Genomic DNA, 13,160 nt, shown 5'->3' on the forward strand with positions numbered 1-13,160 from the left:
ATTTACCAAACCTTCCCAGGCGCTGTCTGTTAAAAGGTTACCAGTTCCTTTCCTTCCAGTTCTGAATTTTCTAACAGATACGCCCTTTCATTATCATACGCATACATCCGGTACACGATGACGTGCATCCGTTCTCCTATTTCAATCGGTCTCCGTTCCAGAGACCGGTGGGTGGTAAGTATCATATCTCCCACTCTCAACTTCACTTCAAGACAATTTCCCCGGAAAGAAATGTCTTCAATGACTCCTTCTTCGGAATAATTAATAACATCCTTAAACTTTATGTTATCACTTTTAAAGCTCTCCACAAACTCCGGCCGGATAATCGCCCCCTTATAATCTCCCTTTTCAAAGCCTTTCAGCTTATAATACTCTTTCACCTTTGAGGACTGTCCGATGAACTCTGCCACAAAAGGCGTTGCGGGATTTTTATAGATCTCAATGGGGGAGGACGCCTGTTCAATACGCCCCTTATTGGTGATAATAATCTCATCCGCCACCTCCACCGCCTCATCCTGGTCATGGGTGACAAAGATGCTGGTGATCCCTACTTTGTGAATCATCTCACGCAGCCAGCACCGAAGCTCTGCACGCACCTTTGCATCAATGGCTGCAAAAGGCTCATCAAGCAAAAGAAGGCTGGGATCTGGGGCAAGCGCTCTGGCAAATGCCACCCTCTGTCTCTGTCCTCCCGACAATTGATTGGGATATCTTTTTTCCAGACCGGTCAATCCGGTCAATTTCATCAGTTCTGAAATTCTTTCCCGAATCTGCTTTTTAGGAACCTTTTTAATTTCAAGTCCAAAGGCCAGATTTTCGTAAACCGTCATATAACGGAACAGTGCATAGTTTTGAAATACAAACCCGATCCCTCTTTCCGCCGGAGAGATATCATTAACTCTTTTCCCGTCAATGATGATGTCTCCAAAATCCGGAGTCTCAAGTCCTGCGATCATACGAAGTATGGTGGTTTTTCCGCTGCCGCTTGGTCCAAGAAGAGCCACCAGCTTTCCTTTTTCAATTCCAATATTGATATTTTCCGAAGCCTGGTATTCGCCGTAGGTCTTATCAATGTGTTTCAATTCAACGTACATAAATCCCTCCTTTTCTCACACCCTCAGACATTTTTAAGTTTCTTTTTTGCCTGATATTCCACGATATTTCTGGCGATAATGACAATTACCGCGATGATTACCAGAATTGAAGATACTGCAAATGCCGCTGTAATAGAATCACTGGAACCAGACAGATAAAGTGCATCGATTTCCAGGGGCAGGGTAAAGGTCTCACCTCTTGTTTTTGATAATGCATTGACTGCCCCAAATTCCCCCAGCGCCCGTGCCGTACACAGGATGATCCCATACAGCAGTGCCCATTTTATGTGGGGAAATGTGATTTTCCGGAAGATGGTAAAGCCTCCTGCTCCCATAAGAGCCGCCGCCTCCTCTTCATCCTTTCCCTCCGCATTGAGGACCGGGATGATTTCTCTGGAAACAAAGGGAAAGGTTACAAATATGGTTGCAAGCACCACTCCCGGTACAGCAAAAACGATCTGTATATTGGTTCCAAGGAAATCATTGATCCGGTTGATATAAGTTCCTGCCCAGCCTAAACGGCCAAAGGTCATGAGAAAAGCCAGACCTGCGATGACCGGTGATATGGAAAAAGGAACATCGATCAGTGCAGACAGCACCTGCTTTCCTTTAAAAGAAAACTTGGTAATCGCCCATGCTGCCATAATACCAAAGAAGGTATTAACCAAAACTGCAATGACCGTTGCCAGCAATGTTACTTTTAATGCAGATATTGCATATTCCGTCCGCAGAGAGATGAAGTAAAAATGAAAGCCCTCACTGAAAGAATTGATGATTACGGATATCAACGGCAATACCAGCATCAGTCCAAGGAACAAAACACTTATGGTTATTAAAACGACCGGAACTATTTTATTTTTTTTCTTTCTGCTGTTTTCCATGAAAAGCCTCCTAAATAAAATTGGTACGCCTGGACTGGCAGATCTGAATCATGTTTACGAAAAGCAATATGGCAAAAGATATAATCAGCATGACCAGCGCAATTGCAGTGGCACTGGCGTAATCCACATAATTGAGTTTTTGCATGATCACATAGGAAATCACCTGTGTCTGTTCCTTTGCGCTGTTGCCCGATATGTAAATCACACTTCCGTATTCACCGATCCCTCTGGCAAAAGCCAAACCAAAACCAGTCAGTAAGGCCGGTTTTAATTCCGGTAATATGACCTTAAAAAACGTTCTTATTTTCCCTGCTCCCAATATGTAGGCTGCTTCTTCGTATTGACCGTCCAGCTTTTCCAACACCGGCTGAATGGCTCTGACCACAAAAGGAATTCCGATGAAGATAAGGGCGATTACAAGCCCGGTCTTTGTATACGAGACTTTTAAGCCCAGCTCATTCAACGGTTTCCCAATCATACCCGTATCCGAATACAGCTTTGACAGCGTAATTCCGGCTACTGCGGTAGGCAGAGCAAAGGGCAATTCAATAAGCCCATCCATGATCCGCTTTCCCGGAAAATCATATCTCACCAGCACCCATGCAAGAATCATTCCAAAAAAACAGTTGACGACCGCTGCAATCAAAGCACTGGTAATACTGGTCAAAAAAGCATGGATCACATTCTCCTTTGTGATCAGCCGAAAGAATTCTTCAGGCGAAAGTTTCAGGGAAAAAACAAGGACAGATAGTAACGGCAGTAAAATAATTAGGGAAAGCATCATGAGTGTGATTCCCAGGGAAAGTCCAAAGCCCGGAATCACTCTGTCTTTTTTTCGGTGTTTCTTTATGATACGTTTTGTCATACCCATCTCCATTCAAGTTCCTTCTGCTTATAGAATTTCGTTCTAATTTCCATAAATCTCATCAAACACGCCACCGTCAACAAAAAATTTATCATATACCGCATCCCAGCCGCCAAAATCATCGATGGTGCATAGTTTCATATTTAAATCAAACTTATCAGAAAATTCCTTCAATATGGTCTGATTCGATGGCCGGTATCCGTATTCCCCGATCATTCTCTGAGCTTCATCGGTATAAAGATAATCCAGATATTCTTTTGCTAAATCCTGAGTATTATTCTTATCTGCATTTTCATCTACAATCGCTACACTTGGCTCCGCCAAAATGCTGAGGCTTGGGGAAACGATTTCATACTCATCAGGGTATTCTTCTACAGTCATAATCGCTTCATTCTCCCAGGCAACCAAAACATCTCCCTGGCCATTCTCTACAAAGGTGGTAGTGGCTCCCCGGGCACCTGAGTCCATAACTGTTACGTTATTATAAAGCTTTGCCATAAAATCCTTCATTTGATCTTCCTGATCCTCAAACTGGTTTTCTGCATAATACCAGGCCGCTAAAAAGTTCCAGCAGGCACCTCCGCTGCTTTTCGGATCCGGTGTAATCACGGATACGCCGTCCCGGATCAGATCATCCCAATCCTTGATCCCCTTTTCATTCCCCTTCCTGACCAGAAAAACAATGCTGGAAGTATAGGGAGAAGAGTTCCCTTTAAATTCCTCGATCCAGCCCGGCTTTATAAGCCCTGCTTTTTCAATCAGTGTAATATCATGGGCCAGGGCCAGGGTCACCACATCTGCTTTGGCTCCTTCAATGACTGATCTTGCCTGACCACCGGAACCTCCATGAGACTGGACAACTTCCACCTGCTTTCCTGTCTTTTCCGAATAATATTTTTCAAACAGTGCATTGTAGGCAACATAGAATTCCCTGGTAGGGTCGTAGGAAACATTCGTAATGGTGATGGTTCCGGAAGTATCTTTCCCGGTTGGCTTCGCACACCCTGCCAAACCAAGCACCACAGCAGGTACCAGGAATAAGAACAACCTTTTCTTAAACTTTCTCATCATTTCCTCCTTTTGCGTGCATTTGCACAAATATACATAAAATGTGAAAACATTGCCTATTCTCACTTTAGATCAAGCAGCTTTACCTGAAAATCTGCTGACTTCTCTTATATATATTGCCACCCCCTAACATATATACATATTAATTATATATGTTATTAGGATTTTACTGGAATGTCAACACTTTTGTGGTAAATTTTAACGGAATTAAAATAAATAAGTGCTGCCACCTTTTTTTCAGGTAACAGCACCTTACGGTTTCATATGTCTTTCAAAAACTCATTGATGCAGGATTGAATTTTCCAGAACATCTTTATATTTTACCAACACACATCTGATTTCCAGGAATAATATATACCAAAATGTAAAAACAGGTCTATTCTATGAACGAGCATTACCCTTTTGTAAACCCACCGCTGCCCTATGCATACGATGCGCTGGAGCCATATATTGATACACAAACCATGTGTCTTCATCATGACAGGCACTTACAGACTTATGTGAATAATTTAAATGATATATTAAAAGACTGGCCAGATCTGCAGGACTGGTCCCTGGAGAAGCTGATCTGCAAAGCAGACTGTCTGCCGGAATGTATCTGCCAATCCATCATAAACAATGCAGGTGGTGTCTACAACCATATCTTTTATTTTAACGGAATGTCCGATTTAGAGTCGCGGCGCATTGCAGGAATGCTCTACCCTGCCATTATCAATGATTTTGGTTCCATTGAAGACTTTTACGAGGAATTTAAAGAAGCAGCATTATCCGTATTCGGTTCTGGATATGCCTGGCTGGTCATGGATAATAACTGGAAGCTTAAATTTGTTACTTCTGCAAATCAAAACACTCCCATCGTAAAAAATCTCTGCCCCATCATCAATATTGATGTGTGGGAACATGCATATTATCTAAAACATTATAACGAGAGGTCTGCCTATATTGATGACTGGTTCCAGGTCGTAGACTGGTGCCGTGCAAACCAGTTGTATCAGGGGTATATCTCCGGCCGTAATTGATACTGGTGTAACGTAAGGGGCCTTGTTCAATGACAAAAAGCAGTCAATTTGAAACAGCCCCTTTACTTTTATATTGTCTTATTCAAACGCTATAATTATCTTTAACTTCCAAAAGCTCTCTTCTGTTGCTGTTCATTGGTAACAAACCGGAAAATCATCTCTCCTGCTTAACACATTCTACAGCCCCTTCATAAGTCACCACTTTTATATAATCCTTTTTTTTAGCTGTATACAATGCTGAATCCGCTGCCTTTAAAAGTTCCATGGGGCTGGTATGGTTAAGATTCATACATGCCAAACCGCAGCTAAAAGTCACTTGTAATTTATTTATATCATTGACTAACGAAATATCCATTATGGAACGCAGGCCTTCGCAAATCTTATATGCTTCTTTTACACAATAGCCTTTAAAAATAATAGCAAACTCATCTCCGCCAATCCGAAAAGCAAGAATATTGTCGTTGCTGTTGCTATTTAGAATATGTGCCAAATGAAGCAATACCCTGTCTCCTTCCGTGTGTCCATAGACATCATTCACGTGTTTAAACTTGTCCACATCTATGATTGCCAATGAAAGACATATATTAGACTTCCTGCACCCTTCCATCAATTGGGGAAGCCATTCATCAAAGGTTTTTTTATTATAAAGTCCTGTGAAGGGATCAAGCTTTAATTGTTCTTCCATACTCTTTTGCTGGTTTTGATATTGCATAAGCGCCATTAAATTATCATGTCCGCTGCGAATTAAAGCCTTAGCCAGAAAATAGGAACATAGCAAGATACAAAATGCAACAAATAGTTCCATAATCATATCTTTGTCTAAATTCCCCTCACTATATATCTTTCCGCCGGTAAGCAGCAATGCAAGACTGCTCATGAAAAAGGACCAGCGGGTGATACGGATATTGGCAAAAATACAGGAAGCAAAAATCGTCAAAGAAAAAGAACCAAGCAAAACTGCAGCAATCCTGTGAGTTAAGCATAAATAAAAAGAAAAAAGAAAAAACAACAGCAATGACATATATTCCTTTGCAATTAAAGGGAGACGGCTGGACTGAATAAGCAGATCCACGATTACGGTTAAAGAAAGAAGTCCAATGGTAGGATAAATAATATAATGCCATAAATATATTTCAGCCGGCCACGCAAGAATTTTTCTCGCGGCAAAGTACCACACGACATGAGCGATCGTCATAGCTCCAACGGTTAAATAGCCAGCTTTTACGATATATTGACACCACTTCATCGGCCCTATAGCAGCCTGTATCGGGCTTAATTTACTATCCTTATTCATAAATGCCCCCTTGTAATCGAATATACTTGCAAATATTTTGATATTGTCATTTTATCTTATGTGCAATTATTTAGCAATGATATATCTCAATATTCGTTATTCCATTTCCTATGTTATGGACTCAATCCCCCTAAAATAACAAGGCCCGTAATCCCTTCAACAATATCATACACGCCCTACCCCATATAAATATATTTTTTCTATGTCCAATCATGCCACACAAAAAAACAGGCATACCAGATATCTTCTATCTAATATGCCTGTTTTTTACTCATCAATACTTACCAGATTGGCTTGTAGTATCTGATTCAAAAACGTCATCACTTTTTATTTTATTTAATTCAATCCTTGTACCAGCTTCTTCTCTTACCCCCATGTCTTTTCGTTTAAATTTACTGATTTCTTCTTTCAGTGTGTTAGCCTGAGCAGAAAGTTCTTCGCTGGAAGCTGAAGTTTCCTCGGCGGTGGCCGCATTGGACTGAACGACAGCTGAAACCTGTGATAACCCCTGATTAATTTCCTCAATTGATAAAGATTGAGCAGTCGATGATTCCTCAATCTTTTTAATTGCATCTACAGCTCGAAGTGCTTTATCCGCTACCTCTTGTAGCACTTTACCTGTCTCAATTGCAATTTTTTCTCCTTCCGAAACGTTTGAAACAGAAGTCTGTATTAAATCAGAGGTTTGTTTTGCAGCTTCAGCTGATTTTGCAGCCAGATTACGAACTTCATCAGCCACAACGGCAAATCCCTTGCCTGCTTCTCCGGCCCTTGCAGATTCTACCGCTGCATTTAATGCAAGAATATTGGTTTGAAATGCAATATCTTCAATGACTTTTGTAATGCTTGATATTTTCGCAGAGGATTCTCCGATTTCCTTCATTGCGGAATTCAATCTTCGCATATATTCATTGCTGTTGTGTATGCCGCTTTCTGCATCAAGCACGTAATTACTCGCAACTTCAACAAATTTTACATTTTGCTCTGCCTGTTCCGTCACGCTTGCAATGGAAGCATTCAGTTCTTCCACGGTGGCAGCCTGTTCCGTAGCTCCTGAAGCCAGAATCTGAGCCGATGATGACATCTGCTCTGCTCCTGAATTCACCTGGTCTGCTGAAATGGCAATTTGTGAAAATGCAGCACTCTGGGATGCAATAATATTTTCAAGTGATTTTTTTATAGGCAAAAAATCATTTTTATAATTTGTTTCAACCGTTAAATCTAAATTTCCTTTTGCTATTTCACCCAGTTTTTCAGAGATATCAAAGATATAAACCCTCAAGGTTTCAATGACTGTTCGAAAACTATCCGCTACAATTCCAAACTCATCCTTTGATTCATATGTAATATTTGTATTAAAATTACCATCTGCCAGCATAATTGAGGCCATCTCAATTTCCTTTAAAGGTTTTGCAATGGATTGTATAATATAAAGACATAATATAATTCCTAAAATCAGAGATATTGTAAAAAGAATAATCGAAATAATAAACACAGTCTGAGCCATCGTTTGGGCACTGCTGTAATAATTAGTGGCTAATTCATCAGCCGCATCAATAAGCTGCTTGGTAAGGTCTACCAGAGTTAAAGAAGCAGGATAATATTCATTTATTAATATTGTCTTTGCAGCCCCGGTATCATTATCGTTCAAAGCTGTCCGATACTTTTCTCTAACAGGTTCCAGCCTGGCCCATTCATCCTTTATTTCACTAACCAGTTCAACTCCCTTATCAGACATCAAAAGCGGCTCAATCTTGGTAATCAATGCATTAAAATCCACTGCCCTTTTATCCATATCGTCCAACCAGGTCTGACGGTTGGACGCATCGTCAATTAAGATGTATGACATATCTTTCTGTATGCCCTGAAGCTGTGTTCGCATATTATTTACGGAATTCGTGACCGTATATGGACTTGAAACAAACTGATCAAAAGATGCTGTTATTGTATGCTGCCCTGTAAAAACCGAAATTACTACGGTAATAACGAAAAGAATCAAAATTGTCGAAAAAGATAACGTAAGTTTTTTAGATATAGATAAATTTTTCATACTCTCCACCTCGATTTATGTTTTATTTATATTTTTTATAATACACTTATTCTCATAATTTGTCAATTTTTGTAATATTTTTTCATACTTCTACATATTTTTATAGTTTTCACTATATTTTCGACTATTAAGGGGGCTATATCCGTTATTTACTCTTTTTTCTATGCCATTATGGCCTATCCGCTGTATTATTATCCTTTCTTTCCTTGGAAAATTCGTTAAAATTCATAATCTTTCTCTCAATAACCCCTTATTACTTCTCCAATTATTCTTAACCGTTTCTTTTAGTTATTGGATGCTAATGGCTGCTATAAAATAGCTGTATGCCAGTTGCTAGTTTTTATAAAATAAGGCTGTTACAATGCCGTTATGATGCATAAGAATATCCATATAGACATTTTCATGATAGACTGGGTTGATATTTACAAAGGAATTTAAGACACTAAAATAAGCCCCCTATCACTTATGTTCCCATAACTGATAGAGGACTTTTACAATTGTTTAAATATCATTTATCATTTCTATTTTTTTATATCATACAAAGGCTCTAGCCCATCTGTTGCCAAATCCCGGCTTCAAGGAGATCCAACACACACAAGATTCAGCCAACGCAAGATAGGGAGAGGCTTTTATTTCTCCAGACTTTTCATGGTCGGGAATACTGGATAGTACCTCTTCACAACTCTTCAAATCGCTTTATATAAGGGGTTTCAGGATTTCCTACCTACTTCATATCACCCCATATTACTTCATATAAAAGTACTGTTTTGTTGCAGTACGCGTTGTACCTTGGGGTATTTTGTTGTAGTAGCTCTAATCACTATAGTTGAGAACTTTCCTTCCCAAACTATTTGTAATTGTGCCTAGAAGAAGTCGATTTTCTTAGCCAACTCTTCTAAGGATTCCTGCTTCTTGTTAAAATTAACTTCTGTGTAAATGTCTAATGTTGTTTCTACATTTTTATGTCCCATAATCTCCTGGATCACTTTCACATTCATATCGCTCTCACAAAGTCTTGAGCAGAATGTATGTCTTAATACGTGGCATGAAAAATGAGGAATGATAACAGGTTCTCTATGTTCTCTCTTTGCATCAATAATTTCCTTAGCATTATGTGCTTCGTAAATTCTCTTGATTGCCAGATTCACACAATGCGGATTATGCAACCCATCAAGCTTGTTCGAAAAAACAAATCCCGTAAAGCCATCAAGTTCATATGTGCAGAACCCTTCTTCTTTCTGTCTCTCATATTCATTTAACAGTGCATCATATACTGTGTCCATCATCGGTATCTGTCTGATACCCGCTTCCGTCTTTGGCTGTGATATACCAAATCCTGCCACACCGTTTCTGGTGTAATAAGTAGCTGCATGATTTACGCTAATACATCGATGCTTAAAATCCACGTCCTTCCAGGTCAACCCGGTGCACTCTCCAATTCTCATTCCTGTACCAAGAAGTGTTGCAAACAATGGATACCAATGAACATATTCAGGAAAATACTTCACTGCATCAATAAATGCTTTCTGCTGTTCTACTGCAAGAGCATGTCTGATTCCTTTGTTCTTACCACTGTTTCTCTTAATCTCAGCCATCACACCATCGCTAGGATTTTTTCTGATAATGTCATCTCGAACTGCCATGTCAAATATCGGATGCAACACGGTATGAATCGTATCAAGTGTATTGATAGCGATATCCTTTTCATTAATCAGATGATAATAAAACAACTTAATATCTGTATACTTCACATCCGTTAGAAGCTTATTACCGAATTCCTCTCGAACAAATCTGTCGTACATATAAATGTAATTGGATCTTGTAGTTGCTCTCAGATTATATTTGGTACTCATGTATCTATCGAATACCATATTAATCGTCGCTTTGCCACCAACATAATAATCCAATCCATCCATCTGTGCACGCATTAAGTCTTGTTCTTTCTCTCTTAGTGTGAACAGGTCTTTGGAGTATGCTGTAAACAAGCAAATTCTCCACCTCTGATTTTGAATCTTTCAGTCAAATAAAAATGGGAAACAGTATAAAGCTATCTGATGTATTTCACAGCAGATTGTTTTATCCCGCTTCCCTGTGGTATTATACCCCTGATACCAGAAAACAGCTATGGCAGGAACCGCCCCGACCAAAGTTTGGTTTCCTGCCATAAACACACATACAGTCTTCCTGCACTCTCACGCATTGGATGAACTGCATACATGCTTATGATAACCTTATCCACTGATTTTTACAATCCCATATCCCAGGATTTTTATGATAACCTCATCGCGGGCATCCAGTTTCACCAGCTTCCCTGCACTTGCGGGCATTCCGGCTGCCTGAAAATACATGGCTATTATACCAGAGGGCTTAAGTATGAAAACGGAATCCTGCGTCTCTGCATCTGCCGGGTCAGATGCTCCGTCTGCGGACGGACTCATTCCCTTATCCCTTCCTCCCTTGTCCCTTACTCCCAGATTTCCCTGCCGGATCAGGTTGAAATCATCTCCTCTGTTGAATTCGGAACATCTGCCGCTGCGGTTATGGCAAGGACTCCTTCCATTGATGAAAACAACGTTTCCTGCATCCTGCGCCGTTACCGGCGGTACTGGCGGCAGCGGCTTCTTTCCGAGTCCATCCCCATCACGCCCCTTCCTCTGCTGGTCTGCCGATGCTTTGATGCTTTTCAAAGACAGTTTCTGCAGATTAAATGCACTCCAAATCTTCTTTTTCTAAAAACCACATAACCTTACGGGACATTTCAGTCAGTGTCTCCTATACTGATAAAAAAGTAAAGGAGGTTCCACTTATGGAACAGGAAAAAATGCAGGCTGTTGCTCTGATGCGATATTCAGCCATTGCCCCTCTCATTACCGGCCTTCAGGAAGATTATTCCTCCAGGGATGCCTTTTTTCGTGATGCCTCTATCAAGGGCGTCACCGCACCGGACGGCTCCGTTAAGCACTACGCACCCGGCACCATTGAAAAATGGTATTACAGTTACAAGGAATCCGGCTTTGACGGGCTCCTCCCTTCCGGACGTTCCGATCTGGGTAAACCCAGAAAACTGGATGATGCTCTTCAGGAACAGATCCGTTACTTAAAAGCGAATTATCCGCGGATATCTGCGGCTGCCATCTTCCGCCAGCTTAAGGATAATGGCAGCATTGCTAATGGTGAGATTTCAGAATCCACAGTTACACGCTACATGAAACTCCTGGCTGCCGAAATGAAGACTACCAGCAATCAGGATATGCGCCGTTATGAACGTCCCCACATCAATGAGGTCTGGTGCGGGGATTCCAGCGTGGGGCCATATCTGCGTACTGCTGACGGGCAGAAACACAAGATCTTCATCATCGCCCTCATTGATGATGCCAGCCGTTTCATTGTAGGCATCGACCTCTTTTTCAACGATAACTTCGTTAACCTCATGTCTGTCATGAAGTCCGCAGTCGCCAAATACGGACGCCCGCAGCTGTTCAACTTTGACAACGGCAGTTCCTACAAGAACCGGCAGATGGAGCTCCTTGCCGCCAGGATTGGTTCTGCCCTCCACTATAACCAGCCTTATACTCCTACCCAGAAAGCCAAGATTGAGCGCTGGTTCCGCACCATGAAAGACCAGTGGATGGCAGCTCTTGACCTCCGTGATTTCCATTCCCTCGAGGAGCTAAGAGGCAGCCTCATGGCCTATGTCCAGCTTTATAATCGCTCCCCTCATGCTTCCCTTGGCGGAAAATCCCCACAGGACAGATATTTTTCTGAACCAGAACGGATGCGCCGCCTTTCGGAAGATAAACTGGATACCGATTTTCTTCTGGAAATTGAACGCCGTGTCTCTGCCGACTGTGTCATCGTCATTGATCACGTGGAATATGAAGTGGACTGCCGCTTTGCAAAGCAGCGCATCTGCCTTCGGTATTCTCCGGATCTGAAAGAAATCTTTATCGTGGAGGCTGACGCTTCCCTTACTCCCATCCGGCTTTTAAATAAGCAGGAAAACGCTTTTGTCAAACGCGAAAAAATACATTTATGCAGAGGTGATGAATAATGGACTACTACACCCGTTATGGCATGGAATTCAACCCTTTTCTCAAGAATTCCAGGGAGCTTATCATAAAGACTCATGAATACAACGAAGTGATCTTCCGCCTGGATTACCTTTCAAAAACCAGGGGATTCGGACTCATTACTGGTTCCCCAGGCAGAGGTAAGACAACCGCCATCCGTTCCTGGGCCTGCAGCCTTAACCCATCCCTTTACAAGGTCATCTACTCCAGCCTCTCCACGCTGACGGTACAGGACTTTTACCGGAACCTGGCCTTTGAACTTGGCGCACAGCCCGCTTTCCGTAAGCCTGACAACTTCCGGATGATCCAGGAAGAGGTCACCCGGCTTTCGGTGGAAAAACGCAGGATACCTGTCATCATCATTGATGAAGCCAACTATATCAGCAATGCTGTCCTCAACGATTTGAAGCTCCTGTTCAACTTTGAAATGGACTCCCGTGACAGGGCTGTCATCCTCCTGGCCGGACTTCCGCAGCTTAATTCCACACTCCGTCTGAGCATCCATGAGCCTTTCCGGCAACGTATTGTAATGAATTACAACATGGAAGGCCTGACTAAGGAAGAAGGGCGGCAGTATGTCTCTGAAAAGCTCTATGGAGCAGGGTGCAGGCAGACTGTTTTTGATGACAACGCACTGGAAGCAATCCTCAACGCAGCTGACGGGATTCCCCGTATAATCAACAAGCTATGCAATGCCAGCCTGCTGATTGGCGGCAGCTGCAAAGCTGAGCAGATTTCCTCCGATATCGCTATGCAGGCCGTCAATGACTGTGAGCTGGGATAAACACAATCTCGGGATTTTCTTCCTCAATTAATTTG

11 protein-coding genes are annotated in these 13,160 nt (G+C 41.7%); 4 read left to right on the forward strand and 7 right to left on the reverse strand.

Going from position 1 to position 13,160, the window contains the following annotated elements; translation table 11 throughout:
- Positions 1–29: 29 nt before the first annotated feature.
- From ACLTWA_RS05525 to ACLTWA_RS05540, 4 genes are read right to left on the reverse strand one after another with little or no spacing between them, the layout of a single operon-like run.
- The gene (locus tag ACLTWA_RS05525) at positions 30–1,094 is read right to left on the reverse strand and encodes a sulfate/molybdate ABC transporter ATP-binding protein (RefSeq protein WP_412326579.1); all 1,065 of its coding nucleotides are present in this window, start codon (positions 1,092–1,094) and stop codon (positions 30–32) included.
- Positions 1,095–1,117: 23 nt separating this feature from the next.
- On the reverse strand, positions 1,118–1,975 hold the full coding sequence (locus ACLTWA_RS05530) for a sulfate ABC transporter permease (protein ID WP_412326580.1): 858 nt from the start codon (positions 1,973–1,975) through the stop codon (positions 1,118–1,120).
- 10 nt (positions 1,976–1,985) lie between these two features.
- On the reverse strand, positions 1,986–2,840 hold the full coding sequence (cysT, locus tag ACLTWA_RS05535) for a sulfate ABC transporter permease subunit CysT (RefSeq protein ID WP_412326581.1): 855 nt from the start codon (positions 2,838–2,840) through the stop codon (positions 1,986–1,988).
- 42 nt (positions 2,841–2,882) lie between these two features.
- Entirely contained in the window at positions 2,883–3,908 is a 1,026-nt protein-coding gene (locus ACLTWA_RS05540) for a sulfate ABC transporter substrate-binding protein (RefSeq protein WP_412326583.1), read from the reverse strand.
- Between the two features lie 383 nt (positions 3,909–4,291).
- On the opposite strand from ACLTWA_RS05540, the gene ACLTWA_RS05545 reads away from it, so the two are divergent.
- The gene (locus ACLTWA_RS05545) at positions 4,292–4,927 is read left to right on the forward strand and encodes a superoxide dismutase (protein ID WP_412326584.1); all 636 of its coding nucleotides are present in this window, start codon (positions 4,292–4,294) and stop codon (positions 4,925–4,927) included.
- Between the two features lie 154 nt (positions 4,928–5,081).
- Here the strand turns inward: ACLTWA_RS05545 and ACLTWA_RS05550 are convergent, their stop codons facing one another.
- The 3 genes from ACLTWA_RS05550 to ACLTWA_RS05560 form a co-directional block, all read right to left on the reverse strand.
- Positions 5,082–6,221 (reverse strand): diguanylate cyclase, encoded by a 1,140-nt coding sequence (locus tag ACLTWA_RS05550; protein ID WP_412326585.1) that lies wholly within the window; start codon positions 6,219–6,221, stop codon positions 5,082–5,084.
- A gap of 274 nt (positions 6,222–6,495) precedes the next feature.
- A complete protein-coding gene (locus tag ACLTWA_RS05555; protein ID WP_412326586.1) occupies positions 6,496–8,271 on the reverse strand; it encodes a methyl-accepting chemotaxis protein in 1,776 nt (591 codons plus the stop codon).
- 863 nt (positions 8,272–9,134) lie between these two features.
- Positions 9,135–10,199 carry a tyrosine-type recombinase/integrase gene (locus ACLTWA_RS05560; protein ID WP_412326587.1) on the reverse strand — a complete coding sequence of 355 codons (1,065 nt, stop codon included), beginning with the start codon at positions 10,197–10,199 and terminating at the stop codon, positions 9,135–9,137.
- Between the two features lie 294 nt (positions 10,200–10,493).
- On the opposite strand from ACLTWA_RS05560, the gene ACLTWA_RS05565 reads away from it, so the two are divergent.
- The 3 genes from ACLTWA_RS05565 (at position 10,494) to ACLTWA_RS05575 (ending at position 13,125) form a co-directional block, all read left to right on the forward strand.
- Positions 10,494–11,015: a DUF6431 domain-containing protein gene (locus tag ACLTWA_RS05565; protein ID WP_412327188.1), complete on the forward strand. Its 522-nt coding sequence runs from the start codon at positions 10,494–10,496 to the stop codon at positions 11,013–11,015.
- Positions 11,016–11,077: 62 nt separating this feature from the next.
- Entirely contained in the window at positions 11,078–12,322 is a 1,245-nt protein-coding gene (locus ACLTWA_RS05570) for a DDE-type integrase/transposase/recombinase (RefSeq protein ID WP_412326588.1), read from the forward strand.
- On the forward strand, positions 12,322–13,125 hold the full coding sequence (locus ACLTWA_RS05575; protein WP_412326589.1) for an ExeA family protein: 804 nt from the start codon (positions 12,322–12,324) through the stop codon (positions 13,123–13,125). Before ACLTWA_RS05570 ends, ACLTWA_RS05575 begins: the two co-directional genes overlap by 1 nt.
- Positions 13,126–13,160: the final 35 nt, after the last annotated feature.

It is taken from the genome of Lacrimispora sp. (genome assembly GCF_046972725.1).
GTDB lineage: Bacteria > Bacillota > Clostridia > Lachnospirales > Lachnospiraceae > Lacrimispora.

Coding starts and splice junctions, on each gene's coding strand:
- ACLTWA_RS05555 (WP_412326586.1), bottom strand. CDS start 8,271: ATGAAAAATTTATCTATATCTAAAAAACTTACGTTATCTTTTTCGACA.
- ACLTWA_RS05570 (WP_412326588.1), top strand. CDS start 11,078: ATGGAACAGGAAAAAATGCAGGCTGTTGCTCTGATGCGATATTCAGCC.
- ACLTWA_RS05550 (WP_412326585.1), bottom strand. CDS start 6,221: ATGAATAAGGATAGTAAATTAAGCCCGATACAGGCTGCTATAGGGCCG.
- ACLTWA_RS05540 (WP_412326583.1), bottom strand. CDS start 3,908: ATGAGAAAGTTTAAGAAAAGGTTGTTCTTATTCCTGGTACCTGCTGTG.
- ACLTWA_RS05560 (WP_412326587.1), bottom strand. CDS start 10,199: ATGCGTGCACAGATGGATGGATTGGATTATTATGTTGGTGGCAAAGCG.
- cysT (WP_412326581.1), bottom strand. CDS start 2,840: ATGACAAAACGTATCATAAAGAAACACCGAAAAAAAGACAGAGTGATT.
- ACLTWA_RS05565 (WP_412327188.1), top strand. CDS start 10,494: ATGATAACCTTATCCACTGATTTTTACAATCCCATATCCCAGGATTTT.
- ACLTWA_RS05575 (WP_412326589.1), top strand. CDS start 12,322: ATGGACTACTACACCCGTTATGGCATGGAATTCAACCCTTTTCTCAAG.
- ACLTWA_RS05530 (WP_412326580.1), bottom strand. CDS start 1,975: ATGGAAAACAGCAGAAAGAAAAAAAATAAAATAGTTCCGGTCGTTTTA.
- ACLTWA_RS05545 (WP_412326584.1), top strand. CDS start 4,292: ATGAACGAGCATTACCCTTTTGTAAACCCACCGCTGCCCTATGCATAC.
- ACLTWA_RS05525 (WP_412326579.1), bottom strand. CDS start 1,094: ATGTACGTTGAATTGAAACACATTGATAAGACCTACGGCGAATACCAG.